22 protein-coding genes are annotated in these 23,211 nt (G+C 67.9%); 19 read left to right on the top strand and 3 right to left on the bottom strand.

The window, feature by feature from the left end; all coding sequences use genetic code 11:
- Positions 1 to 32 precede the first annotated feature (32 nt).
- The 13 genes from J5J86_RS19200 to J5J86_RS19140 all read left to right on the top strand — a co-directional run bounded on the left by J5J86_RS19200 (position 33) and on the right by J5J86_RS19140 (position 12,588).
- Entirely contained in the window at positions 33 to 1,232 is a 1,200-nt protein-coding gene (locus J5J86_RS19200; protein ID WP_209100889.1) for an amidohydrolase family protein, read from the top strand.
- Between the two features lie 179 nt (positions 1,233 to 1,411).
- Positions 1,412 to 2,905 (top strand): 6-hydroxynicotinate reductase, encoded by a 1,494-nt coding sequence (locus J5J86_RS19195; RefSeq protein WP_209100887.1) that lies wholly within the window; start codon positions 1,412 to 1,414, stop codon positions 2,903 to 2,905.
- Between the two features lie 4 nt (positions 2,906 to 2,909).
- Positions 2,910 to 3,857: a UPF0280 family protein gene (locus J5J86_RS19190; protein WP_209100885.1), complete on the top strand. Its 948-nt coding sequence runs from the start codon at positions 2,910 to 2,912 to the stop codon at positions 3,855 to 3,857.
- Positions 3,850 to 4,434, top strand: a complete 585-nt coding sequence (locus J5J86_RS19185) for an amino acid synthesis family protein (RefSeq protein ID WP_209100883.1) — start codon at positions 3,850 to 3,852, stop codon at positions 4,432 to 4,434. Before J5J86_RS19190 ends, J5J86_RS19185 begins: the two co-directional genes overlap by 8 nt.
- Positions 4,431 to 5,015, top strand: coding sequence for an amino acid synthesis family protein (locus tag J5J86_RS19180; RefSeq protein WP_209100881.1), 585 nt, complete (start codon positions 4,431 to 4,433; stop codon positions 5,013 to 5,015). The genes J5J86_RS19185 and J5J86_RS19180 overlap by 4 nt, the downstream gene beginning before the upstream one ends.
- Positions 5,016 to 5,078: 63 nt before the next feature.
- On the top strand, positions 5,079 to 6,275 hold the full coding sequence (locus tag J5J86_RS19175; RefSeq protein ID WP_209100879.1) for an ABC transporter substrate-binding protein: 1,197 nt from the start codon (positions 5,079 to 5,081) through the stop codon (positions 6,273 to 6,275).
- Positions 6,276 to 6,501: 226 nt separating this feature from the next.
- On the top strand, positions 6,502 to 8,406 hold the full coding sequence (locus tag J5J86_RS19170) for an ABC transporter permease (RefSeq protein WP_209100877.1): 1,905 nt from the start codon (positions 6,502 to 6,504) through the stop codon (positions 8,404 to 8,406).
- Complete coding sequence (locus tag J5J86_RS19165) at positions 8,403 to 9,185, top strand: ABC transporter ATP-binding protein (protein ID WP_209100875.1); 783 nt, start codon at positions 8,403 to 8,405, stop codon at positions 9,183 to 9,185. Before J5J86_RS19170 ends, J5J86_RS19165 begins: the two co-directional genes overlap by 4 nt.
- Positions 9,182 to 9,886: an ABC transporter ATP-binding protein gene (locus J5J86_RS19160; protein ID WP_209100873.1), complete on the top strand. Its 705-nt coding sequence runs from the start codon at positions 9,182 to 9,184 to the stop codon at positions 9,884 to 9,886. Before J5J86_RS19165 ends, J5J86_RS19160 begins: the two co-directional genes overlap by 4 nt.
- Positions 9,887 to 10,084: 198 nt before the next feature.
- Positions 10,085 to 10,540, top strand: a complete 456-nt coding sequence (locus J5J86_RS19155) for a MarR family winged helix-turn-helix transcriptional regulator (RefSeq protein WP_209100871.1) — start codon at positions 10,085 to 10,087, stop codon at positions 10,538 to 10,540.
- A 77-nt stretch (positions 10,541 to 10,617) separates the two neighbouring features.
- Positions 10,618 to 11,277 (top strand): DNA-3-methyladenine glycosylase family protein, encoded by a 660-nt coding sequence (locus tag J5J86_RS19150; RefSeq protein ID WP_209100869.1) that lies wholly within the window; start codon positions 10,618 to 10,620, stop codon positions 11,275 to 11,277.
- 9 nt (positions 11,278 to 11,286) lie between these two features.
- Positions 11,287 to 11,952 carry an alpha/beta hydrolase gene (locus tag J5J86_RS19145; RefSeq protein WP_209100867.1) on the top strand — a complete coding sequence of 222 codons (666 nt, stop codon included), beginning with the start codon at positions 11,287 to 11,289 and terminating at the stop codon, positions 11,950 to 11,952.
- A 78-nt stretch (positions 11,953 to 12,030) separates the two neighbouring features.
- Complete coding sequence (locus J5J86_RS19140) at positions 12,031 to 12,588, top strand: HNH endonuclease (protein WP_209100865.1); 558 nt, start codon at positions 12,031 to 12,033, stop codon at positions 12,586 to 12,588.
- A 9-nt stretch (positions 12,589 to 12,597) separates the two neighbouring features.
- On the opposite strand, the gene J5J86_RS19135 is transcribed toward J5J86_RS19140, so the two are convergent.
- Positions 12,598 to 13,092, bottom strand: a complete 495-nt coding sequence (locus J5J86_RS19135) for a disulfide bond formation protein B (protein ID WP_209100863.1) — start codon at positions 13,090 to 13,092, stop codon at positions 12,598 to 12,600.
- Positions 13,093 to 13,349: 257 nt separating this feature from the next.
- Here J5J86_RS19135 and irrA point away from each other — a divergent pair, with 257 nt between their 5' ends.
- Positions 13,350 to 13,886, top strand: coding sequence for an iron response transcriptional regulator IrrA (gene irrA, locus J5J86_RS19130; RefSeq protein ID WP_209100861.1), 537 nt, complete (start codon positions 13,350 to 13,352; stop codon positions 13,884 to 13,886).
- Positions 13,887 to 14,003: 117 nt separating this feature from the next.
- Here the strand turns inward: irrA and J5J86_RS19125 are convergent, their stop codons facing one another.
- Positions 14,004 to 14,723: a siderophore-interacting protein gene (locus J5J86_RS19125; RefSeq protein ID WP_247657713.1), complete on the bottom strand. Its 720-nt coding sequence runs from the start codon at positions 14,721 to 14,723 to the stop codon at positions 14,004 to 14,006.
- Positions 14,724 to 15,077: 354 nt separating this feature from the next.
- Positions 15,078 to 15,614: an SH3 domain-containing protein gene (locus J5J86_RS19120; RefSeq protein ID WP_446698628.1), complete on the bottom strand. Its 537-nt coding sequence runs from the start codon at positions 15,612 to 15,614 to the stop codon at positions 15,078 to 15,080.
- Between the two features lie 217 nt (positions 15,615 to 15,831).
- Here J5J86_RS19120 and J5J86_RS19115 point away from each other — a divergent pair, with 217 nt between their 5' ends.
- The 5 genes from J5J86_RS19115 (at position 15,832) to prmC (ending at position 22,783) form a co-directional block, all read left to right on the top strand.
- A complete protein-coding gene (locus tag J5J86_RS19115) occupies positions 15,832 to 16,833 on the top strand; it encodes a 2-hydroxyacid dehydrogenase (RefSeq protein ID WP_209100857.1) in 1,002 nt (333 codons plus the stop codon).
- A 306-nt stretch (positions 16,834 to 17,139) separates the two neighbouring features.
- Positions 17,140 to 18,399: an aspartate kinase gene (locus J5J86_RS19110; protein WP_209100856.1), complete on the top strand. Its 1,260-nt coding sequence runs from the start codon at positions 17,140 to 17,142 to the stop codon at positions 18,397 to 18,399.
- A gap of 91 nt (positions 18,400 to 18,490) precedes the next feature.
- Entirely contained in the window at positions 18,491 to 20,758 is a 2,268-nt protein-coding gene (gene ptsP / locus J5J86_RS19105; protein ID WP_209100855.1) for a phosphoenolpyruvate--protein phosphotransferase, read from the top strand.
- Between the two features lie 40 nt (positions 20,759 to 20,798).
- Positions 20,799 to 21,899 (top strand): peptide chain release factor 1, encoded by a 1,101-nt coding sequence (gene prfA, locus J5J86_RS19100; protein ID WP_209100854.1) that lies wholly within the window; start codon positions 20,799 to 20,801, stop codon positions 21,897 to 21,899.
- A gap of 41 nt (positions 21,900 to 21,940) precedes the next feature.
- Positions 21,941 to 22,783, top strand: a complete 843-nt coding sequence (prmC, locus tag J5J86_RS19095; RefSeq protein WP_209105458.1) for a peptide chain release factor N(5)-glutamine methyltransferase — start codon at positions 21,941 to 21,943, stop codon at positions 22,781 to 22,783.
- The last annotated feature ends 428 nt before the right edge of the window (positions 22,784 to 23,211 follow it).

Raw genomic sequence — 23,211 nt, 5'->3', positions numbered from 1 at the left:
ACAAATAAAACAAGCCTTCCAGGAACCCGAATATGGCCCATGATGCCCCGGGCGGTCCCACCGGCCCCACCAAGCTCGTCATCCGCAATATCGGCCTTCTGCTGTCCGGCGATCTGGAAAAGCCGATCCTCGATGCCGACACCATCGTCGCCGAGAATGGCCGCATCACCGCCATCGGGCGCTTGAAGGACGTGGACACCGAGGGCGCCACCACCACGGTAGATGCCAACGGGGCGGCGGTGACCCCCGGCCTCATCGACAGCCATGTGCATCCGGTGGCGGGGGACTGGACGCCCCGCCAGCAGCAGCTCAACTGGATCGACAGCTTCCTCCATGGCGGCGTCACCACCATGATCTCGGCGGGCGAGGTGCATTATCCCGGCCGTCCGCGTGACGTGATCGGCGTGAAGGCCCTGGCCATTACCGCCCAGCGCACCTTCACCGCCTTCCGGCCCGGCGGCGTGAAGATCCATGCGGGCGCCCCCGTCATCGAGCATGAGATGGTGGAGGAAGACTTCAAGGAACTGGCCGCGGCCGGCGTGAAGCTGCTTGGCGAAGTGGGCCTCGGCGGCGTCAAGGACGGCCCCACCGCCCGCAAGATGGTGGGATGGGCCCGCAAATACGGCATCCAGTCCACCATTCATACGGGCGGCCCCTCCATTCCCGGCTCCGGCCTCATCGACAAGGACGTGGTGCTGGAGGCGGACACGGACGTGGTGGGCCATATCAATGGCGGCCACACGGCGCTCCCCGACGGCCAGATCCGCTGCATCTGCGAGGGCTGCAAGCGCGGCCTGGAACTGGTGCATAACGGCAATGAGCGCGCCGCGCTCTATACCCTGCGCATCGCGCGGGAGATGGGCGACCTCCACCGGGTGATCCTCGGCACCGACGCGCCCGCCGGCTCCGGCGTGCAGCCGCTGGGCATCCTGCGCATGGTCTCGCTCCTCTCCTCGCTGGGCGACCTGCCGGCGGAACAGGCCCTGTGCCTTGCCACCGGCAACACCGCGCGCATGCGGGCGCTGGATTGCGGCATCATCGAAGTGGGCCGCTCGGCCGACTTCGTCATCATGGACACGGCCCAGCATTCGGCCGGCACCAACCTGCTGGAGAGCATCCAGCTGGGCGACCTGCCAGGCATCGGCATGACCATCATCGACGGCATCGTGCGCACGGAACGCTCGCGCAACACGCCGCCGGCGACCCGCGTGCCCTTCCTCGTGAAGGCCTGACGGCATCTGCACCGGGCGCGGGCGGACCGGTTCCGCCCGCTGCCGGCAAGATGAGCGCCCTGTATAGCAGCATGCCTCTTCCTTGTGCTTGACACTGCGGCCCATCTTCATTTTCATTAGTACACATATGAACTGAGCCGCAGGCCCGCCTGCGCCAGCTTCATGCCCGGAGCCCCGCCATGCGCGACGACACAGCCCCCGCACCAAGCCCGGCGGACGCCAAGATCCGCTGCGATGCGTGCCCGGTCATGTGCTACATCAAGCCGGGCATGACGGGCGCCTGCGATCGCTATGCCAACCATGCGGGCGAGCTGGTGCGCGTCGATCCCCACGTGGTGCTGGATCGCACCCTCGCCCAGGGCGGCACGGTGGTGCCGTTCAGCCGGGGCGAAGACTGGGACGGCAAGATCCTCTCCAGCCCCGAGACCTTCGTCACCGCCATCGGCGCCGGCACCACCTATCCCGACTACAAGCCCGCGCCCTTCATCGTCTCCTCCCAGGTGGAGGGGGTGGACATGGTGACCGTCGTCACCGAGGGCATCTTCAGCTATTGCGGCGTGAAGGTGAAAATCGACACCGACCGCTATCTCGGCCCCGAGCAGGCCACGGTGCGCGCCCAGGGCGAGGCGGTGGGCCATGTGACCACCAGCGAATACGGCTCCCAGATGCTCTCGCTGGGCGGTGTCCATCACCTCACCGGCGGCGGCAAGAAGGAAGGCCGCGTGACCTGCGACGCCCTGGTGGAGCTGTGCAACGGCAAGGCGGTGGAACTCAGCATCGATGGCGGCGCCACCGTGGTGGTGCAGGCCGGTAAACCGCCCATCGTCAATGGGGTGGTGGAAGAGCGCATGCGGGTGGGCTGCGGCTCGGCCACCATCGGCATGTTCGCCAAGCAATGGCTCGGCAAGGTGGATGAGGTGGTGGTGGTGGACGACCACATCACCGGCGTCCTCTCCGAGCACCAGGCGGGCAAGCTGCTGGACATTCCCGACACCGGCATCAAGATGAAGGGCCGCCGCTCCACCCCCGGCCGCTATTTCCAGGTGGCCGAGCCCGGCACCGGCTGGGGCGGCACCAACCTCACCGATCCCCTCGCCATTATCGGCCCGTTCGACCCCAAGGTGGCCTGGCCGGGCCTGCGCCTCTTCTTCATCTCCACCACCGGCGAGCACAGCGCCTATTTCGAGCTGGACGAGGCCCTGGTGCCGGTGGAGAAGCCGCTGCCGCCGGATCTGGCCGCCTCCGCCGAGCGGGTGAAGGAAAATTGCGAGCCGGCTCTGTCCACCGTGCTGTTCATGGCGGGGGCGGGCGGTTCCTTGCGGGCCGGTGTCACGGAAAACCCGGTGCGCCTCACCAAGTCGGTGAAGGATGCGCTGACCTATGTCACCAGCGGCGGCGCGCCGGTCTATGTCTATCCCGGCGGCGGCATCACCTTCATGGTGGACGTGACGCGCCTGCCGGAAAACGCCTTCGGCTATGTGCCGACCCCGGCTCTGGTGGCGCCCATCGAATTCACCCTGAAGCTCTCCGACTATGAGGCCCTCGGCGGCCATATGGCGGAGGTGCGCCCGGTGGAAAGCGTGCGCGGCCATGAGGGCCTGCTGCCGCTGGCGCCGCTCCTCGACAATCCCTGGCCTTTGGCGCCCGAAGGCGCCAAGCGCTCCCACGGGTGACGCCATGGCCCTCGCCCGCCCCCTCCCCCCCGCTCTGCGCGCGCCCCAGGTGGCGCGGCTCGCCGATGGGCGGCGCCTGCATCTGCAGGACGGCCCCATCGATTTGGTGATCGAGGCGGACGGGCCGACCGGCGTGGTGGACGGGGCCTATGCGGCGGCGGCCGCCCGCTTTGCCGGCCTGCTGGATGAATTGTGCGCCGAACTCCCGGCCCTGCGGGCGCCCGCCGCGCCGGAGGCCTCGCCCCTTCAAGGCGCGATCGCCCGGCGCATGTGGGAGGCGGTGCGGCCCTTTGCCGGCGCGCACTTCATCACCCCCATGGCGGCAGTGGCCGGCGCCGTGGCACAAGAGGTGCTGTCCGCCCTGGTGCGGTCGGGCCTGACCCGCGCCTATGTGAACAATGGCGGCGACATCGCCCTCCATTTGGAGGCGGGCGCGACCTTCACCGTCGGCCTCGTGGACCGGCCAGACCGGCCGCGCATCGTGGGCACCGCTGTGCTTGACGCGCGGGACCCCGTGCGGGGCGTCGCCACCAGCGGCTGGCGGGGACGCAGCTTCTCGCTGGGCATCGCCGATGCGGTGACGGTGCTGGCCGCGACCGCCTCAAGGGCCGATGCGGCGGCCACCATCATCGCCAATGCGGTGGACCTGCCGGGCCATCCGGGCATCCTGCGGGTGCCCGCGTCTCACCTCCAGCCCGACAACGACTTGGGCGACCGCCTCGTCACGCGCGCCGTGCCGGAGCTTTCCTCTGCCGAACGCGCCCGCGCGCTGGAGGCGGGTCTTGCCCGCGCGCAGGATCTCGTCCGCCGGGGCCTCATCCAGGCTGCCGCGCTCCACCTCCAGGGGGAGACCGCGAGCACCGGCCCGCAGCTGAATTTGAACGCCCCTCTCCCGGCCCTGGCCGGCCATTCCCTCGCGCACAGCCAACAACAAGGGCCGTCCCATGCCTGACGTGAAGATCCGCAAGCGCCTGCTCATCCTGGAGGAAATCCTGCACGAAGGCGGGCCGGTGGCCGCCGTGCCGCGCAAGCGCGGCGCCATCCTGACCGTGATCGAGAATCCCTTTGCCGGCCGCTATGTGGAAGACATTGCCGGCTTCATGGATGACCTCACTCCGCTGGGCATCGCCATGGCCGGCGACCTCCTGAAGGCCCTGGGCGGCGACAAGACGGCGGTGGACGGCTACGGCAAGGGCGCCATCATCGGCGCCGCCGGCGAACTGGAGCATGGGGCGCTGTGGCACGTGCCCGGCGGCTATGCCATGCGCGAGATCCTGGGGGATGCCAAGGCCATCGTGCCCTCCACCAAGAAGGTGGGCGGCCCGGGCACCCGGCTCGACATCCCCGTGACCCATGTGAACGCCTCCTATGTGCGCAGTCATTTCGACGCCATGGAAGTGGGCGTGCCGGATGGCCCCAAGGCGGACGAGATCGTGCTTGTCCTGGTGATGACCTGCGGTCCCCGCGTCCATGCCCGCGTCGGGGGTCTCGCCGCCGACAAGATCAAGGGGGAGGACGGCCTGCGATGAGCGCGAAGATCCGCAAGATCCTGGTGGTGGTGGAAGAGACCCTCACCGAGATGGGCCGCCCCGTGCCCCAGCCCGCCAAGCGGGCGGCGGCGGTGGCGGTGATCGAGAACCCCTTTGCCGGCCGCTATGAGGAAGACCTCTCCCCCCTCATCGCGATCGGCGAGGAACTGGGCGGGCTGCTGGCTGAAAAAGCCGTGGCGGCGCTGGGCATTTCCGGCCCCGACGCCCAATCCTACGGCAAGGCGGCCCTGGTGGGCGAGAATGGCGAACTGGAGCATGCCGCCGCGCTGCTCCATCCCAAGATGGGCACGCCGGTGCGTCAGGTGCTGGGCAAGGGGGCGGCTTTGATCCCCTCCTCCAAGCGCCGGGGCGGGCTCGGTGCCGAGCTGGACATCCCGCTCGGCCACAAGGACGCAGCCTATGTGCGCAGCCATTTCGACGGCATGCAGGTCACCGTGCCCGATGCGCCGCGCGCCAACGAGATCGTGGTGGCGGTCGCCGTGACCACGTCCGGCCGCCCCTTCCCCCGGATTGGGGGATTGAAGGCGGAAGACATCAAAGGAGAGGACGGGTTGCGTTAAAGTGGTGCCGGGTTCGGCGCCAAGGTAGCGGCGGTACGTCGAATAACCAGAGGGGACGATCGCATGAAGAAGTCGATTTCAGTAGCACTGGCGGCCCTTGCGCTTGCGGCCGGCCTCGGCCGGGCGGCGGCGCAGGAGATCAAGGTCGGGGAGATCAACTCCTATTCCGGCCTGCCCGCCTTCACCGAGCCCTATCGCAAGGGCTGGCAGCTGGCGGTGGAGGAAATCAATGCCTCCGGCGGCGTGCTGGGCAAGAAGTTCACGGTCATCTCGAAGGATGATGGCGGCAAGCCTGCCGATGCGGTCACCGCAGCGAACGAGCTGGTCTCCAGCGACAATGTGGTGATGCTCACCGGCACCTTCTTCTCCCATATCGGCCTGGCCGTAGCCGACTATGCGGCCCAGAAGAAGATCCTGTTCCTGGCGGCCGAGCCGCTCACCGACGCCATGACCTGGGCGAAGGGCAACAAATACACCTTCCGCCTGCGGCCCTCCAACTACATGCAGGCGGCCATGCTGGCGGAAGAGGCGGCCAAGCTGCCCGCCAAGCGCTGGGCCACCATCGCGCCCAATTATGAGTATGGCCAGTCGGCCGTGGCGGTGTTCAAGCAGTTGCTCTCCGCCAAGCGCCCGGACATCGAGTGGGTGAGCGAGCAGTGGCCCCCGCAGGGCAAGATCGACGCCGGCGCGGTGGTGCAGGCGGTGGCGGCGGCCAAGCCCGATGCCATCTTCAACGTCACCTTCGGCCCCGACCTCGTGAAGCTGGTGCGCGAGGGCAATACGCGCGGCCTGTTCAAGGACCGCACGGTGGTCAGCCTGCTCACCGGCGAGCCGGAATATCTGGACCCGCTGAAGGAGGAGACTCCCGAAGGCTGGATCGTCACCGGCTATCCTTGGTACGACCTGAAGACCCCGGCCCATGACGCCTTCCTGAAGGCCTATCAGGCCAAGTTCAACGACTATCCCCGGCTCGGCTCCATCGTCGGCTACCTGACCATGAAGGCGGCCGCCGCCATCATCACCAAGGCCGGCTCCACCGACACCGACAAGATGATTGCCGCCGCCGAGGGCCTGTCGCTGGACACCCCCTTCGGCCCCATCGTCTTCCGCGGCATCGACCACCAGTCGACGCTCGGCGCCTTCGTGGGCAAGACGGCGGTGAAGGACGGCAAGGGCGTGATGGTCAATTCCGTCTATCGCGACGGTGCCGCCTATTTGCCCTCCGACGACGAAGTGAAGAAGCTGCGCCCGCAGAACTGACGGGGCATTCCGGGCCAGCCAGCCCGGTCTGACGCACCGATGCCCGTGCCCGGGGCAAACCCGGGCACGAAAGCCCTTGCACGAATGCCCTGGCACGCCGGCGTGGCTGGCGGCCTCCAAGGCGGGAGACCCCGCCACTGACCGCCGCCGCTTTTGGCGCCCGCGCGCCGGCCCTTGCCGGACGGACCATCGACCCGAACCGATCGTCACAACGAAAGGCCATGCCGTGGATTTCATCGTCGTCCAGGCCCTGACAGGTCTTGCCAGCGCAGCCTCGCTGTTCCTGGTCGCCTCCGGCCTGTCGATCATCTTCGGCGTGACGCGGATCGTGAATTTCGCCCACGGCGCCTTCTACATGCTGGGGGCGTATCTCGCCTATACGCTCACCGAACAACTGGCCGGAACATGGGGCTTCTGGGGCGGCATCGTGATCGCAGCCTTCGTGATTGCGGTCCTGGGCGCCCTGCTGGAAATCGTGCTCCTGCGCCGCATCTATCGGGCGCCGGAACTGTTCCAATTGCTCGCCACCTTCGGCGTGACGCTGATGGTGCAGGATATCGTGATCCTGATCTGGGGTCCCGAGGACCTCATGGGCCGCCGCGCCCCCGGCTTCCGTGGCGCCGTGGACATCATGGGCCAGATGGTGCCGGCCTATGACCTCCTGCTCATCGGCCTCGGCCCCGCCGTTCTTGGCCTGTTGTGGATCGTCTTCCACCGCACCCGCTGGGGCGTGCTGGTGCGGGCCGCCACCCAGGACCGCGACATGGTGGCGGCGCTGGGCGTCAATCAGAAATGGCTGTTCACCAGCGTCTTCGCGCTTGGCGTGTTCCTGGCGGCGCTGGGCGGCGCGCTTCAGATCCCGCGCGATGCGGTCAGCCATTCCATGGACCTGCGCATCATCGTGGACGTATTCGTGGTGGTGGTGATCGGCGGCCTCGGCTCGGTCACCGGCGCCTTCATCGCGGCGGTGCTGGTCTCCGAGCTGAACGCCTTCGGCATCCTCATTTTCCCGAAGATCTCGCTGGTGCTGGTCTTCCTGGTGATGGCGGTGGTGCTGGTGATCCGGCCCTATGGCCTGTTCGGCAAGGCGGAAGGCCCGCAGCGCTCGGCCATCGGCCTGTCCGTTCGACCCTGGCGCCCATTTTCGCAAGCCGAGCGCCTGGCGGTGGGCGCGGCGGTACTGGTGGCGGCAAGCCTGCCCTTCTTCCTCGGCAATTACGCGCTGACCGTAGGCTCGGAGATCCTCATCTTCGTGCTCTTCGCCGCCAGCCTCCACTTCCTGATGACGGTGGGCGGCCTCGCCTCCTTCGGCCATGCGGCCTATTTCGGCCTCGGCGCCTATGGCGCCGCTTTCATGGTCAAGCTCACGGGCGCGCCCATGGAGGTGGCCCTCCTGGTCGGCCCGTTCCTGGGGCTTGTGGGGGCGGTGCTGTTCGGCTGGTTCTGCGTGCGCCTGTCGGGCGTCTATTTCGCTATGCTGACGCTCGCCTTCGCCCAAATCACCTGGTCGGTGGCGTTCCAGTGGGTGGAAGTGACCGGCGGCGACAACGGCATGCTCGGCATCTGGCCCGCCGGCTGGGCGTCCCGCCCCGCCCCCTTCTTCTGGATGGTGCTGGCGGTGGTGTGCTTGGGGGTGGGCGTGCTGCGCCTCCTGGTCTTCTCGCCCTTCGGCTTCTCGTTGCGCGCCGCCCGCGACAATGCCCTGCGGTCCGAGGCGGTGGGGCTCGACCGCAACGGCACGCAATGGGTGGCCTTCATCGTGGCTGGCACCTTCGCAGGCATTGCCGGCGCCCTGTTCGCCTTCCTGAAGGGCTCCGTCTTCCCCGACAATCTGGCCATTCCCATCTCGGTGGACGGCCTTGTCATGGTGCTCTTGGGCGGCATCGAGACGGTGTCCGGCGGCGTGGTGGGCGCCATCGTCTACAAGGCGCTGTCCATCTGGCTCATCAGCAAGACGGAATTGTCCAAGCTGGTGCTGGGCTCCGTGATCGTGCTCCTGGTGGTCGCCTTCCCCAAAGGCATTGTGGGCTTCCTGGAAGACCTGCGCCATCGCGGGCGGCCCAAGGCGCCGGATGGCACCGGCACGGAAACCGCGCCTCTCGGCGCCCAGAAGGCGGAGGCGGCCCGATGACCCGTCTGCTGGAAGTGGAAAAGCTCGCCAAGTCCTATGGCGGGGTGCATGCGGTGCGGGGCGTCTCGTTCGGGCTTGAGGCAGGGGAGATCCTCGCCCTCATCGGCCCCAACGGCGCCGGCAAGAGCACCTGCTTCAACATGCTCAACGGCCAGATCCGCCCCAATGGGGGCGCCATCCGGCTGAAGGGCGAGAACATTGTCGGCCTGCCGCCCCGCGCGGTGTGGCGGCGGGGGGTGGGGCGCACCTTCCAGATCACCGCCACCTTCCCCTCCATGACAGTGCGGGAAAACGTGCAGGTGGCGCTGTTGTCCTTCCATAAGCGGGCCTGGTCGCCGCTCGGCTATGCCGGCGCCGCCCATCGGGCCGAGGCCGACCGGCTGCTCGCCATGGTGGGCATGGAGGCCCAGGCGGACCGGCCCTGCGGGGAACTGGCCTATGGCGACCTGAAGCGCCTGGAGCTGGCGGTGGCCCTCTCCAACGATCCTGGCCTCCTGCTCATGGACGAGCCCACCGCCGGCATGGCGCCCAAGGAGCGTGTGGACCTCATGCGCCTGACCGCCGCCATCGCGCGGGAGAAATCCATTGGCGTCCTCTTCACCGAACACGACATGGACGTGGTGTTCGAGCATGCGGACCGGGTGATGGTGCTGAACCGGGGCGAATTGATCGCCGCCGGACCCCCCGCACAGGTGCGCCAGGACCCTCAGGTGCGCGCCATCTATCTGGGCGAGGGCCTGCTCTATGACGCCCGCCACCGCGAGGGGAGCGCCGCATGAAGCTCGAAGTCACCGGCCTCAACAGCCATTACGGCCCGGCCCATATCCTGTTCGACGTGAGCTTCGAGGTGGGCGCGGGCGAAGTGGTGGCGCTGCTCGGCCGCAACGGCGCGGGAAAGAGCACCACGTTCCGCTCGGTGGTGGGGCTGGTCGCCGACCGCTCGGGCCAGATCCGCTTCGACGGCGCCGACATCTCCCGCTTGCCCACCTATGAGATCGCCCGCCGGGGGCTGGGCTATGTTCCCGAGGACCGGCGCATCTTCACCGAGCTGACGGTGGAGGAGAATTTCGAAGTGGGCCGCCAGCCGCCCCGCTCAGGGGTTGCCGCCTGGACGCCCGAGCGCATCTACAAGCTGTTCCCCAATCTCGGCGAAATGCGCCGCCGGCCCGGCGGCCATATGAGCGGGGGCGAGCAGCAGATGCTCACCATCGGCCGCACGCTCATGGGCAATCCGTCCCTCGTGCTGCTGGACGAGCCGTCGGAGGGACTTGCCCCTAAGATCGTGGAGCAGATGGCGGACGCCATCCTGACCATGAAGCGCGACGGCATCAGCGTTGTGATTTCCGAGCAAAACCTTCATTTTGCGAAGCTGATTTCGGATCGCGCCTACATCATCGAAAAGGGCCGGATGCGCTTTTCCGGAACCATGGCGGACCTGGAGGCCAATCCGGAAATCCGCGACGCCTATCTTGCGGTGTGAGGGCGCCTGCCGCCCCGCCGGACTTTGCCCCTCCTGCGACGTTCGCGTCGGCTGAGGGGCGCGTGGGCAGAGGGGCGCGGGGTGCACCGGGGTCGCAGAACGGCCCGGTCCGCCCGGTGCGCAGACGTTCAGGGGGACTGCCGTTCGGCGTGCAGACACAGCGCTGCGTGGCCAGCGTGTCGAGAAAGAGGCCGGGGAGTGAGCATCAAGCCAAAGGCCACCGGGCGTAAACGCACAGGCGCGCCCTCCTATCATCTCGATGCCCAGGTGGGCTTCCTTCTCCGCCAGGTCTCCCAGCGGCACACCACCATTTTCGGCAGCCGCATCGGCGAGGACCTCACCCCCACCCAATGGGCGGCGCTGGCCAAGCTCCAGGAGAAGGGACCCAGTTCCCAGAACCTGCTGGGCCGCCTCACCGCCATGGACGCCGCCACCATCAAGGGCGTGGTGGATCGTCTGGTGAAGCGCGGGCTGGTGGAAACGCGGCCCGATCCGGAGGACGGCCGGCGCCTGGTGGCGGCTCTGACGCCCGCGGGGGCAGAAGTGGTGGCGCGGGCGACCCCCAACGCGCTGGCCATCACGGAGGAGACGCTCTCCCCCCTCGCGCCCGCCGAGCGGGTGCAATTGCTGGCCCTGCTGGAGCGCCTGCGCTAACCCATTGGGGCTCGCCGAACAATGGCAGCACCTTTCTCGAATGGAAGCCCGCCGGACGGTGAGAAGGGGACGCGATGATGACGGCGCACACGGAGCCGCTGCTCCAGGACCAGGCGACCTTCGATGCGGCCTTCGACGCCCTGCTGACCCTCGACCCGCGCCTGAAGCCATTGGCCGATGTCACCGGCCGACCCGCCCTGCGCCGCCGCGCACCGGGCTTTGAGGGGCTCACCGCCGTGGTGGTGGCCCAGCAATTGTCTGTGGCTGCGGCCCGCTCCATCCAGAAGAAGCTGGAAGACGCCTTTGACGGACCGCCGGGGCCGCACGCCCTGCTCGCCGCCGATGCGGCGCACCTGCGGTCGGCCGGCCTTTCCGCGCCCAAGATCCGCACGCTGAAAGGCATCGCCGCCGCTTTGGTCTCCGGTACGGTGGACCTGGGGCATGTGGAAGGGATGGAGGCGGACGCGGCGGCGGACTATCTCACCCGGCTGCCGGGGATCGGCACCTGGACGGCGGACATCTATCTCTTGTTCTGCCTCGGGCGAGGCGATGCCTTCCCCCATGGCGACCTCGCGCTCCAGGTGGCGGCGGGAGATGCTTTCGGCCTGCCCGGCCGGGCCTCGGCGATGGGCCTCCAGGCCATTGCGGAAGACTGGCGCCCCTTCCGGGGCGTGGCGGCGCACCTCCTGTGGGCCTATTATGGCGCCCGCCGCGCCCGCCTGGGCGCTCCCGCCTGAAGGTTCTTCATGCCGCTGATCGATGGCCCCCGCCTTCCGCCCCGTTCCGGCGGCGCGCCCGACGCCTTGGTGGTCCTGCTGCACGGCTATGGGGCCGACGGCCGGGACTTGATTGATCTGGGAGCCGCCTGGGGAGACCTGCTGCCGGGAGCGGCCTTCGTCTCTCCCCACGCCCCCGAGCCCTGCGGCCAGGCGCCCATCGGGCGGCAATGGTTCGCCCTCACGGATCTCGATCCGCGTGAACTGGCCCTGGGCGCCCGGGCGGCGGCGCCCGGCCTTGCCGGCTTCATCGCGGCCGAGCGGCGGCGCTTGGGATTGCCCGCCTCGCGGGTGGCGCTCATGGGCTTCAGCCAGGGCTGCATGATGGCGCTCCAGGTGGCGCTGACGGGGGAGGAGCGCTTTGCCGCCGTGCTCGGCTATTCCGGCGCCTTCGTCGCGGCCGGGTCGCAGCTCATTTCCGAGCCGCCGCCGATCCTGCTCATTCACGGCACCGACGACGACGTGGTGCCGGCGCCCTTGATGATGGCGTCCGCAAATGCGCTGGCCGCTGCGGGCGTGCCCGTGGAATGGCATCTGTGTCCCGGCCTCGGCCACGGCATAGATGAGGATGGGCTCGGCATGGGCGGCGCGTTCCTCGCCGATCACCTCGGCTCCGCCCGCGCTTCACAAGACTGACACGGTCCATGTAGACTATGCCGGCGCGCCGGTCGGGGGCGTCCCGATTCGGCGAATTTGGGGCGGGGAGTTCTATCCTTGACCGCTGCCGTATCGCCTGGATCCTGGCCTGCCTTGGTGCTCAATGCGGACTATCGTCCGCTGAGCTACTACCCCCTGTCTGTCTGGTCCTGGCAGGATGCCATCAAGGCTGTGTTCCTGGATCGCGTGAACATCGTTGAATATTACGACAAGGCGGTACGAAGTCCGGGCTTCGAGATCCGCCTGCCCAGTGTCGTCTCGCTGCGGACCTTTGTCCGGCCCGCCCGCAACCCGGCCTTTACCCGCTTCAACGTCTTCCTGCGCGACCGCTTCACCTGCCAATATTGTGGCTCGCGCGAGGACCTGACCTTCGACCACGTGATCCCGCGCTCACGCGGGGGACAGACCACCTGGGAAAACGTGGTGGCCGCCTGCTCCCCCTGCAATCTGCGCAAAGGCTCTGCCATGCCGGCGGATGCGGACATGTGGCCGGCGCAGATGCCGTTTCAGCCCACGGTCCATGACCTGCACCAGAACGGCCGGCATTTCCCGCCCAATTATCTCCATCAAAGCTGGCTGGACTATCTCTACTGGGACACCGAGCTGGACCCGTAGGCCCCGCCCTCAGCGGGCGCGGCGCGCCGGAATGGCACCGAGCGCGGCAATGCCCGCCAGCGACAGAGCGATCAAAGCGTTCCAGCCGGCCATGGAAATGCCGAACAGCCGCCACGCGGCTTCGTCACAGCGCGGCACATGGGCCGTCTTCAGCGCCGACATGATGTCCCCCACCGCCATGGGCGCGGTGCCGCTGCAGGTGGTCGGCCCCTGCCAGAACTGCCATTCCACACCGGCATGGTAGATGGCGACGCCGGCATTGCCGAGCATGAGCAGCGCCAGGAGCCCCAGGCCGAAGCGCGGAGCTCGGTCATAGCCGCGGGAGATCAGCACCGCCACCGCCAGGGCCACCGGCACCGCCACATAGTAGGGAATGCGCTGCGTGAGGCAGAGGGGACATGGGGCAAGTCCCACCACCAATTGGAAATACCACGCCGCCGCCAGCGCGAAGGTGGCGCCCAGCGTCACCAGCAGGCAGGCCGTCCTCGGTGCTCGCACGTCCATGGGCTCGGTCTCGAATGAGCTGCGGCGCAGCTGGGAGTGAGGGTCGAGTAGCGGACGCGGTCCCCCAAGTCCACCGCCGTCGCATTCACAAGCAAGGCATTGCTGCCATTGAATTACATTAGTGCAACTACAATCTATAACGGTAGCAAATCGCGGCCCGATCCGTTATATCTGTATGTTCATGAGCGCGGGAACGGGGTGCCGGGATCCGCAGGTCGATTGCCAGATTCGAGATTGTAGACACGACGATGACCGAGATGACACGTATCAGAGCCAGCATCGGCGACGGCGTGACGCTCCGCAGCTCGACCGTCGACGGGGACGCGGTTCTCCCGGTGGCGCAGCTTCGCGACGTGACCTCCGCCCGGCGCACCGGCTGTCCTTTTCATGACGTGCGCGAAATGCTGCGTGAAGTGGGCTTGCGCCCCACCCGTCAGCGTCTCGCTTTGGGTTGGCTGCTGTTCGCCAAGGGCGACCGGCATGTGACCGCGGAAATGCTGCACGAGGAAGCCATCCGCGCGCGCTTCCCGGTGTCGCTGGCCACGGTCTACAACACGCTGCACCAGTTCACCGAAGTGAGCCTGCTGCGCGAGGTGGCGGTGGACGGGTCCAAGACCTATTTCGACACCAACGCGTCGGACCATTACCACTTCTATGTGGAAGGCCATAACGAGTTGGTGGACATCCCCTCCGCCGAAGTGGCCGTGGATCGCCTCCCCGAGCCGCCAGAAGGCTTCGAGGTGGCCCGCGTCGACGTGGTGGTGCGCCTGCGCCGCAAGTCCGGCAAGGCCTGACCGCCCACAATCGGCACACCGGGCCCTTGCCGCGCCGGATGTGCGGTCTGCCCGATGCTTGATGTTGCAGGAAGGGCCTGCATCGCCGATGCCGGCCCTTCCTGTTTTCGAGCCTCCTCAATCGGCATGGGAGTCGTGGAAGCCGGCGGCACCCCTCTTCCAATAGCCCGACGCGCGAATCCATTGCCCGGACTGTCCCCGTGCCACCAGCATGTGGCGCAGGCGCTTGGCGGTGAGCGTCTCGCCGGCGATCCAGCAATAGCCCTCCCCTTCCGGAAGGTCGGTGCGCGCCAGGGCCTGTTCCAGAAGATCGGTCTCGCCCGCCGCCCGGCCGTCGCGATGCAGCCAGGTCAGCTGCGTGCGCCGGTGCAGGGAAAAGGACAGTTCGTCCGCGCTTGAGGCCACCTCCACGAAGACCAGCGCCGTGGCTTGGGGCGGAAGGGTGCGGAGGCGCCGGCCAATGGCTGGCAGGGCGGTCTCGTCCCCCATCAGCAGGTACCAGTCGAAATCGTCGGGGATGAGGAACGAGCCCTTGGGACCGCCGATCATCATCTCCTGGCCCGGCTGCGCCTGGAGCGCCCAGGCGGTGGCAGGCCCGGCTTCGTGGAGGGCGAAGTCCACATCGAGGGTCAGGGCGTCCGGGTCGAAATGCCCGGGCGTATAGTCGCGCATGATGGCGGGCGCGCCGCCGGCCGAAGGGGTGCGGCCGTCCGCGGAGAGGTCTGGAAAGGACGGGATATCATTCTCGATCCGCGGCAGGATCAGCTTGATGTGATCATCAAAGCCGACGCTTGGGAAACCCGCGAGGTCCGGCCCGTGGAAAGTGACGCGCAGCATGTGCGGCGTCAGCCGCGTCACCGCCTGGACACGGACACGACGGCGCTTCAACTCATGCCGCACGCGCCGCACGGCGTGCCGCTGCTCCTCCCCGGCCGCATCCGACGGGCGGGCGGAGGAGGTGCGAGAGGACGGTGAAGGGAATGGGGAAGGGAATAAGGACTGAGGCATCGGCTTCCTTTCGGAAGCCCGGGCGGATCACGTGACCTGACATGTCTTCGCGCGACGCGCCTGGGCTTCCAGGTTCGTTCAGCGCGTTGGCTCACGTTAACGCCTACGTGCGGCGCACATTGCACCGCAATGCAACAAAGATAGCGAACCTCCGACGGCCCCGCAAGGCCGGGGCGGGAGGCGCTACTCCACCTTCTCGTTGGGATAGACGCCCCAGAGCTGGCTCTGCTCGATATAGCCGTCAAAGCCCGGGCCGATGAAGCGGCACCATTTGCCGTCGCAGGTCTTCAGCGTGCCCAGCACGCCATGTTCAAGCTGGGCTTCCACTTTGGCGTCGGACTTGGGATCGCTGCGCAGCGCCACCGTGCCAGTCTTGTTCCAGGGTGCCACGAGCGCCGTGCGACGGCCGGACAGCATGGAATGATAGACCCACCCTTCCGAGCCTTCGGCGTCGCGGATGCGCCGCCAGGTCTCGAACTCGGCCGTGATTTCCACCGGCAGGCCGGCGCGGGAGAACACCCAGGCCACGTCCTGATTCTTGTTCGGGCCGTTCCGCACATTCACCTTGTCGGCCTTGAGCGAGACGAAGCGGGGAACCGGCAGGCCGGTGCCGGTCTCGTCGGCGCCATGCGCCAGTCCGCCAGCCGTGGCAAGCATCAGCGTCGCCAGCAAAGCGGCGGCCGTGTTTGACCGGAAGGAGGCTTTTCCCGACATCGGCATGGTCCGGGGATCCCTTTCAATGGTGTCCAGGTCGTCCCTGCATGTGTCTTACAGAAACATGAATCTTATCTTCACGCCGGCGCACCGCTCCGGGCGGCCCTTGAGGTGCGCCTGTCGGGGGGCTGCGTCAAGGCACCGGCCCTTCACACCCTTTGTCTTTCCCCGATGGTCTGCTAGAGGGGGTGGGAAGTGTTGAAAATTCGGGACGGGGAAGCACATGGGGCGCCGCAAACCGCTCGTCGTCGTCACGCGCAAGCTGCCGGACACGGTCGAGACGCGCATGCGTGAATTGTTCGACGCTCGCCTCAACATCGACGACACGCCGATGGACCAGGCGGCGCTCATCGAGGCGGTAAAGACCGCCGACGTTCTGGTGCCCACCGTCACGGACCGCATCGATTCGGCCGTGCTGTCCCATGCCGGCGACAATCTGCGCCTCATCGCCTCGTTCTCGAACGGTGTCGACCATATTGACGTGGCGAGCGCGCTCAATCGCGGCATCACGGTCACCAACACGCCCGGCGTCCTCACCGAGGACACGGCCGACATGACCATGGCGCTCATCCTGTCCGTGCCGCGCCGCCTCGCCGAGGGCGCGCAGCTGATGACGTCCGAGCGCGAGGAATGGTCCGGCTGGTCGCCCACCTGGATGCTCGGCCGGCGGATTTGGGGCAAGCGCCTCGGCATCATCGGCATGGGCCGCATCGGTCAGGCGGTGGCGCGCCGCGCCAAGGCCTTCGGCCTGCAGATCCACTATCACAATCGCCGCCATTTGCCGGCTGCCATCGAGGAATCGCTGGAAGCCACCTATTGGGACAGCCTCGACCAGATGCTGGCCCGCATGGACATCGTGTCGGTGAACTGCCCGCACACGCCGGCCACCTATCACCTGCTCTCCGCCCGCCGCCTCAAGCTCCTGAAGCCGGATGCCTATGTGGTGAACACGGCGCGCGGCGAGGTGATCGACGAGAATGCCCTGACCCGCATGCTGGAAGCCGGCGAGATCGCAGGGGCCGGCCTCGACGTGTTCGAGCACGAGCCGGCGGTCAATCCCAAGCTGGTGCGCCTTGCCAAGCAGGGCAAAGTGGTGCTGCTGCCGCATCTGGGCTCCGCGACCCTGGAAGGGCGCGTGGACATGGGCGAGAAGGTCATCGTCAACATCAAGACCTTCATGGATGGCCATCGTCCGCCGGACCGCGTGCTGCCCTCCATGCTCTGAGAGCGGGCGCCGCCGCGATTCCCCCGGTTGCCGACCGCTGCCGGGGCCGTTATTTAGGCGACCAATTCGCATCACGGCGATCCGCCAGCCATAAGGCCGGCGGGTGGACGCCATGCCGTCGGGCCGGTTCAAGCCGGCGCCGGGAGGAAGAGGGTCATGTTGGACCGGTTGGAGATCGCAGGAGCCGTCTCCCGCACCGTAGGCCGTCGAACCGGGCGCACCGCCCGAAAATGACGGCGGCCCGGCGCGCCGCGAAACCGCGCCCGTTTGTCCTTGCTCCCTGATCAGAAAAGAAAGACACGAGCCATGGCTCGGCTGGTGATGAAGTTCGGCGGCACCTCGGTCGCCACCATCGATCGCATCCGCAATGTGGCGCGCCACGTGAAGCGCGAAGTGGAGGCGGGCTATTGCGTCGCCGTCGTGGTCTCCGCCATGTCCGGCAAGACCAACGAGCTGGTGGGCTGGTGCCGCGAGGCGGCCCCCCTCCACGATGCCCGCGAATATGACGCCGTGGTCGCCTCGGGCGAGCAGGTGACGTCGGGCCTCCTGGCCATCACCCTCCAGAATATGGGCCTGAATGCCCGCTCCTGGCAGGGCTGGCAAATCCCCATCTCCACCGACGATGCCCACGGCTCCGCCCGCATCCTGGACATTGACGGCCAGGCGCTCGGCGAGCAGATCGACGGGGGCGAGGTGGCGGTGATCGCCGGCTTCCAGGGCATCCACCTGCCGTCGGGCCGCATCACCACGCTGGGGCGCGGCGGCTCCGACACCAGCGCGGTGGCGGTGGCGGCGGCGCTGGGCGCCGAGCGGTGCGACATCTATACGGACGTGGACGGGGTCTACACCACCGATCCGCGGGTGGTGCCCAAGGCCCGCCGGCTCAGCTCCATCGCCTTCGAGGAGATGCTGGAAATGGCGTCCCTGGGCGCCAAGGTGCTCCAGGTGCGCTCGGTGGAGCTGGCCATGGTGCACAAGGTGCGCACCTTCGTGCGCTCCAGCTTCGAGGACCCTGACGCCCCCCACATGAAGACGGTGGAAGCGGCCGGCACGCTGATCTGCGACGAGGAGGAAATCGTGGCCAAGCAGATGGAATCCCAGGTCGTCACCGGCATCGCCTTTGCCCGCGACGAGGCCCAGGTGTCGATCCGCCGCGTCGCCGACAAGCCGGGCATCGCCGCGGCGGTGTTCGGCCCGCTGGCCGAGGCCCACATCAATGTGGACATGATCGTCCAGAACGTGTCGGCGGATGGCTTCACCGACATCACCTTCACCGTCCCCACCGCCGACTTCGAGCGCGCCAAGGCGGCGCTCAGCACGGCGCGGGACGCCATCGGCTACCAGACGCTGGAAGGCGAGACGGACGTGGTGAAGGTGTCGGTGATCGGCATCGGCATGCGCTCGCACGCTGGCGTTGCAGCGGATGCGTTCCGGGCGCTCGCCGCCAAGGGCATCAACATCCGCGCCATCACCACGTCCGAGATCAAGATCTCGATCCTGATCGATGCGGCATATACCGAGCTTGCGGTACGGACTCTGCATTCGCTATACGGACTCGATAGCTGACGTCAGACTGGGCGCATGACCCGGCGCGGGGGGCGCCACCTGCAACCCATCCGGGTACGCGGTCCCCGGTTTACTCTTTGAGGATCGGCCGATGCGTGGCGCGCTCGGCGGCCCCCGCGTGCTCTTGAGACGGCTCCGCGAGGTGATGGCGGAGCCGGTCAGCGCGCAGGACCGCCTGGACAAGATCGTGGTTCTGATCGCTGCCAATATGGTGGCGGAAGTCTGCTCGGTCTATGTGCTGCGCGTCGACCAGACCCTTGAGCTCTATGCCACCGAGGGCCTGAACCGGGACGCCGTGCACCAGACGGTCATGGACGTGCGCGAGGGCCTCGTCGGCCATGTGGCCCGCGAGGCCGAATCGCTGGCCATTTCCGACGCCCAGAACCATCCCGAATATTCCTACCGCCCGGAAACGGGCGAGGAGATCTATAATTCCTTCCTCGGCGTGCCGATCCTGCGGGGCGGCAACACGCTGGGCGTGCTGGTGGTGCAGAACCGCGCCCGGCGCACCTATGCCGAGGAGGAGATCGAGGCACTCCAGACCACCGCCATGGTGCTGGCGGAGATGATCGCCTCGGGTGAGCTGACCTCCCTCGCCAAGCCGGGCGCAGAGCCCGCCGTGCGCCGCTCCCTCCATCTGAAGGGCACCGCCCTGGCCGATGGCCTGGGCCTTGGCCATGTGGTGCTGCACGAGCCGCGCGTGGTGGTGACAAACGTCATCGCCGACGACGTGCAGCGGGAGGCCGCCCGGCTCGATGCCGCTATCGGCAAGCTGCGCGCCTCCATCGATTTGCTGCTGGAGGATGACGGCCTCTCCAAGGCCGGCGAGCACCGGGAAATCCTGGAAGCCTACCGCATGTTCGCCCATGACCGGGGCTGGATGCACAAGATGCGCGAGGCCGTGCTCTCCGGCCTGACAGCGGAAGGCGCCGTGGAGCGGGTTCAGTCCGACACCCGGGCCCGCATCATGCGCGCCTCCGACCCCTATCTGCGCGAGCGCCTGCACGATCTGGACGACCTGGCCAACCGGCTGCTGCGGGAACTGACCGGGCGCGGGCGCGCCTCGGACCGCACGGACCTGCCGGAAAACGCCATCCTCGTCGCCCGCAACATGAGCCCGGCGGCGCTGCTGGACTATGACCGCACCCGCATTCGCGGCCTGGTCCTCGAAGAGGGCGGCACCACCAGCCATGTGACCATCGTCGCCCGCGCGCTCGGCATTGCCGCCGTGGGGCAGGTGGAGAATGCGGCCGGCCTTGCCGATCCCGGCGACCCGGTGATCGTCGACGGCCAGGCCGGCGAGGTGCATCTGCGCCCCCCTGGCGACGTGGAAGCCGCCTATGCGGAAAAGGCGCGGTTTCGCGCCCGTCGGCAGGCTCAATATGCCGCCCTGCGCGACAAGCCCACCGTCACCAAGGACGGGGTAGCCATCGATCTGAACCTGAATGCCGGCCTCTTGGTGGACCTGCCGCACATCGCGGAGACCGGCGCCTCGGGCATCGGGCTGTTCCGCACCGAATTGCAGTTCATGATCGCCTCCACCTTTCCGCGCATTTCGGAGCAGTTGAAGCTCTATCGCGCGGTGCTGGATGCGGCGGGCAGCCGGCCGGTTACCTTCCGCACCCTCGATATCGGCGGCGACAAGGTGCTGCCTTATATGCGCATGGTGGAGGAGGAAAATCCGGCGCTGGGCTGGCGCGCCATCCGCCTCGGCCTCGACCGACCGGGCCTGCTGCGCAGCCAGTTGCGCGCGCTCCTGCGGGCGGGAGCGGGGCGCGAGGTGCGCATCATGTTCCCCATGGTGGCCGCCGCCTCCGAGTTCGATCAGGCCAAGGCGATCCTGGAGCGGGAGATGACCCATCTGCGCCGCCACGGCCACGGCCTGCCGGAACGGGTGTTCGTGGGCGCCATGGTCGAGGTGCCCTCCTTGCTGTTCCAACTGGACGAGATGCTCTCGCGGGTGGACTTCCTGTCGGTCGGCTCCAACGATCTGGTGCAGTTCCTGTTCGCCGTCGACCGCGCGAACATGCGCGTCGCCGATCGGTTCGACCCGCTCTCGCCGCCAGCCTTGCGCGCCTTTCGCATGGTGGCGGAAGCCGGCGCGCGGCATGGCAAGCCGGTGACCTTGTGCGGCGAGCTGGCCTCCCGGCCGCTGGAGGCCATCGCCTTGGCGGCACTCGGCTATCGTTCCCTGTCCCTGTCCCCGGCGGCGGTCGGCCCGGTGAAGGCGACACTGCTTCAGCTGGACGTGGCGGCGGCCCGCTCCGTGCTCCTGCCATTGCTGGATGAAACCTCCGGCCATGTGGACGTGCGCGCCACCTTGCGGGCCTTTGCCGAACTGAGCGGAATGTCCCTTTGACCGTGTTTTTCCCGGTGCCTGCCCTGGGCCAGAGGCGGCCATGAGCACCGATCTCCAGCAGACTGGCCTCCCCATCGCCAAGCTCGATGCGCTGGTCGCCCGCCATGCGGAGGTGGAGGCATTGCTATCCGCCGGCGCGGAGGGCGATGAATATGTGCGCCTGGGGCGCGAATTCTCCGACCTGACGCCGGTGGTGGACGAAGTGCGGGCGCTGCGCGCCGCCGTGCGGGACCTCGCCGATGCGCGCGAACTGATGGCAGACTCCGCCTCCGACGCCGACATGAAGGCGCTCGCCCAAAGCGAGGAGGAGCGTCTCCTCGCCGAGGTGGAGCGCCTGACCCAGGCGGTGCGCATCGCCCTTTTGCCCAAGGATGCCATGGATGAGCGCGGCGTCATCCTGGAAGTGCGGGCCGGCACGGGCGGAGACGAGGCGGCCTTGTTCGCCGGCGATCTCTTCCGCATGTATGCGCGCTATGCGGCCGACAAGGGCTGGACCGTGGAGGTGCTCTCCGAAAGCGAGGGCACCATGGGCGGCTACAAGGAAGTGGTCGCCGCGCTGCATGGCAAGGGCGCGTTCGCGCGATTGAAGTTCGAATCCGGCGTTCATCGCGTCCAGCGCGTGCCGCAGACGGAGGCGTCGGGCCGCATCCACACCTCCGCCGCCACCGTCGCCGTCCTGCCCGAGGCGGAAGAGGTGGATGTGGCCATCAATGACGCGGACCTGCGCATCGATGTGTTTCGCGCCCAGGGTGCCGGCGGCCAGCATGTGAACAAGACGGAAAGCGCGGTGCGCATCACTCACTTGCCCACCGGCATCGTGGTGGCGGTGCAGGACGAGCGCTCGCAGCACCGCAACAAGGCCCGCGCCATGGCTTTGCTGCGGTCCCGCATGCTGGACGAGGAGCGCCAGCGCAGCGAGGCGAACCGTGCCGCCGACCGCCGCGGCCAGGTGGGTTCGGGCGATCGCTCGGAGCGCATCCGTACCTATAATTTCCCCCAGGGTCGTGTCACCGACCACCGGATCAACCTGACCCTCTACAAGCTGGAGGAAGTGGTGGCCGGCACTGCGTTGGACGAGATCATCGATCCGCTCATCACCGAACATCAGGCAGAGCTGATGGCGTCGGCGGAGGGGACCTGACGCCGGTGTCCGCGCCCACCCGCAACGTCCTGCGCCGTCAGATGGCGACCCGGCTCGCGGAAGCGGGCGTCGACAGGCCAGATCTCGACGCCCGGGTCCTGATGGCGGAGGCGCTTCGCCTCGATCCGACCGAGATCGTCACCGACGGGCAGGCCTCGGTTGACGCGGCGGACGTGGCGCGCATTGAGGCGCTGCTGGCGCGACGCCTTGCGGGGGAACCGGTTGCCCGCATTCTGGGGCGGCGGGAATTCTGGAGCCTCAGCTTCGACCTCTCCCCCGAGACGCTCGTGCCACGCCCCGATACGGAAACGGTCGTCGCGGTGGCGCTGGACCTGATGGCCGGGCTTTCGGCGCCCCGGATCCTCGATCTGGGAACCGGCACCGGCGCGATCCTGGCGGCGCTCTTGTCCGAGCGCCCCGACGGGTATGGCATCGCGGTCGATTTCAGCCCGGCGGCGGCGCGCACCGCCCGCGACAATCTGGCGCGACTGGGCCTTGCGGATCGATCCGCCGTGATGGTTGGGGACTGGGCCGAGGCGCTGAAGGCCCGCTTCGATCTCATCGTGTCCAACCCGCCTTATATTCCCGGGGCCGACATCGGGACGCTCGATCTGGATGTGCGCGCCCATGATCCGCGGGCCGCGCTCGATGGCGGGCCGGACGGGCTCGACGCTTATCGCCGGATCCTCGTCGCCCTTCCCGGTCTCCTGAAGCCGCGCGGCAGCGCGGTGCTCGAACTGGGCATCGGCCAGGAAGCGGACGTGGCGGCGCTGGCGCGCGCGGCGGGGCTGGACATCCCCGGTCCGGCGCGGCGCGACCTGGGCGGTATCCCCCGGGCGCTGGCGCTGCGGGCGCCAGCTGGCGTTGCGGCACCGCAAATGTGAGGCGGGCCGCGCAAAAAAGTCCTTGGACACGCGCGGTGAACTGGCTAGTCTCGGTTTCAGGAGTCGAACCGAAGCGTTGGCCGGGATGGCTGAAGCGCGCTCCCGAAATATCCATATGGGTTCGGGCGTGGTCGGAGACGGTGTCGTGAAGGCGCTGGGGCGAGGCGCCATTGCGGGTCTCCACGGTTCGTTCATTTTGCCACTGTCTCACGCGACCGGCTCGGACACGGAAGCGTGATGATCGGGCGTGCTGACCGCGCGTGAGCGCGGAGCGGGGCTCATGGTCGAACTGATCCTGATCAAGCTTTGTGCTCGGCGGTGCGGAGACCTCGGCGCGCAATGACGCGCCGGTCGAAGGACAGCGATGGAGCCATGGCCTTCGGGTCTTTGTCAGAGCCCATAGAAATGTCGTCGCGGCGCTGCGCAGC

Source organism: Aquabacter sp. L1I39 (assembly GCF_017742835.1).
Taxonomy (GTDB): domain Bacteria; phylum Pseudomonadota; class Alphaproteobacteria; order Rhizobiales; family Xanthobacteraceae; genus L1I39.
This window is presented reverse-complemented; position numbering and strand designations above follow the sequence as displayed.